Consider the following 1,855-nt stretch of genomic DNA (forward strand, 5'->3'; position numbering starts at 1 on the left):
CGTCTCCGCGGGCGGGCCGGGAGAGAAGGCGGGCCTGCGCGAGGAGGACATCATCACGTCGGTGGGCGAGCGCGCGGTGGACTCCGCCGGGTCGCTGACGCGCGCGGTGGCGCTGCTCAAGCCGGGCAGCGAGGTGAAGATGAGCCTGGTGCGCGGCGGCAAGGCGATGGAGGTGCCGGTGAAGCTGGGCACCCGGCCCACGCAGCGGGGCGAGGAGGAGATGACGCCCCGGGACGCGACGCCCGCGCCCCTGTCGAAGCGGCTGGGCCTGCGGCTGTCGGAGGCGCAGGACGGCAGCGGCGGCGCGCAGGTGGTGGCGGTGGAGTCCGGCAGCGCCGCGGAGCGCGCGGGCCTGATGCCCGGGATGGTGCTGACGCAGGTGGGCGACCAGAAGGTGTCCGGCGTCGCGGAAGCGGCGCAGGCCCTGACGTCCGCGGAGCCAGGCTCCGCGCTCCTCCTGCGCGCGCGGGTGCCCGGACAGGACGGGGCGCTGCTGCGAGCGATTGAGGTGCCGCAGCGGTAGTCTGGCTTTGTGTTGGCGCGCTCCGCCGGCCGGGGTGTGAGCGCGCCGTTGTCTTTTGAGCGGCTGTTGATGAGCCCGGCCCGGGTGAGCAGCTCGCGCACGCGGGTTGGCCACGGTGAAGCGCTCCGGGGTCAGGAGGATGCGGGTGCCCGGGTCCTCCCGTTGAACAGGGGCTGGCAGGGAGTCCTGACCTCCTTGCCGCGATGCGGTGCGAAATGACGCGGCCGGTGCGCGGGCGACCCGCTGACCCGCTGGCTGCCCCGAATGTCCGGTGTCACGCGGTTCACGCAGCGTGGTGCCTGGAAGCCCTCCGGGCATGGGAGGCCTTCTGACCGGTGTTTCACGCGTCCGTCGTTTGACCGACCCCGGGGGTTCGGAAATCACGGCGGCGGTGGCGTAGAGTGGCGGCCGTGCCGCGCTGCCTCACATGCGGGCGGCGTTGGGAGGGCTCTCACGCGCCGTGCCCACCCGGCGTCCCGCCGCCCACCGCTCCGCCGTCCGATGCCTCGCTCCTCGTGCCCGACGTTCCGGGCTACCGCTGCGAGAAGGTCATCGCGCGCGGCGGCTTCGGCGTGCTCCTGGCCGCGCACCCGCGCTCCGCCGACGGCACCGAGGGTGAACGCATCGCGCTGAAGCTGGCGCGTCCCGGCATCGCGCTCGCGGAGGCGCAGCTCGCCCGCGAGGCGGAGGCCCTGCGCGCCATCGGGCCGCCCACCGTGCCCGCGCTCCACGCCACCGGCACGTTGCCCGGTGGACAGCGCTTCGTCGCCATGGAGTACGTGCCGCTGCCCACGCTGGCGGACTGGCTGGCCCAGGTGTCCGGCCCCATGTCGCCGCAGGAGTTCGGGCCCCGCGCCAGCGCGCTGCTGGAGGCGGTGGCCGTCGTGCACTCGCACGGGCTGGTGCACTGCGACCTCAAGCCCGAGCACGTCTTCCTGGACGACGCCCACGGCCGCGCCCGCGTCTTCGACTTCGGCCTGGTGCAGCGTCCGGCCCCCGGCGCGCTCGCCGACGACGGCACTCCCGGCGACACGTCCTCCTTCGCCGGCACCGCCGAGTACATGGCGCCCGAGCAGTGCGCCGGCCACGCGGCCCTGGATGCGCGCACGGACGTGTACGCGCTGGGCATCATCCTCTACGAGCTCATCACCGGCCGGCCGCCCTTCTTCGGCACGCTCACGGAGGTGCTCCAGGCGCACCTGTCGCTGCGGCCCCCGCCTCCGTCGGAGTTCGCCCCGGTGGCGCCGCCGGTGGAGGAGGTCGTGCTGCGCTGCCTGGCCAAGGAGCCCGCGCGCCGGCCTCGCGACGCGGCCACCGTGGCCCAGGCGCTGC

Annotated in this window: 2 protein-coding genes; both read left to right on the forward strand. The window is 74.9% G+C overall.

What is annotated here, in order from left to right:
• On the forward strand, nucleotides 1-523 hold a 523-nt coding region (locus ACLEQD_RS42490), incomplete at its 5' end, for a PDZ domain-containing protein (RefSeq protein WP_410391666.1).
• Between the two features lie 515 nt (nucleotides 524-1,038).
• Nucleotides 1,039-1,855: serine/threonine-protein kinase (locus ACLEQD_RS42495; RefSeq protein ID WP_410391668.1), on the forward strand; the 817-nt coding region annotated here is incomplete at its 3' end.

This window comes from Corallococcus sp. 4LFB (assembly GCF_046520365.1).
In the GTDB taxonomy this organism is placed as follows: Bacteria; Myxococcota; Myxococcia; order Myxococcales; family Myxococcaceae; genus Corallococcus; species Corallococcus caeni.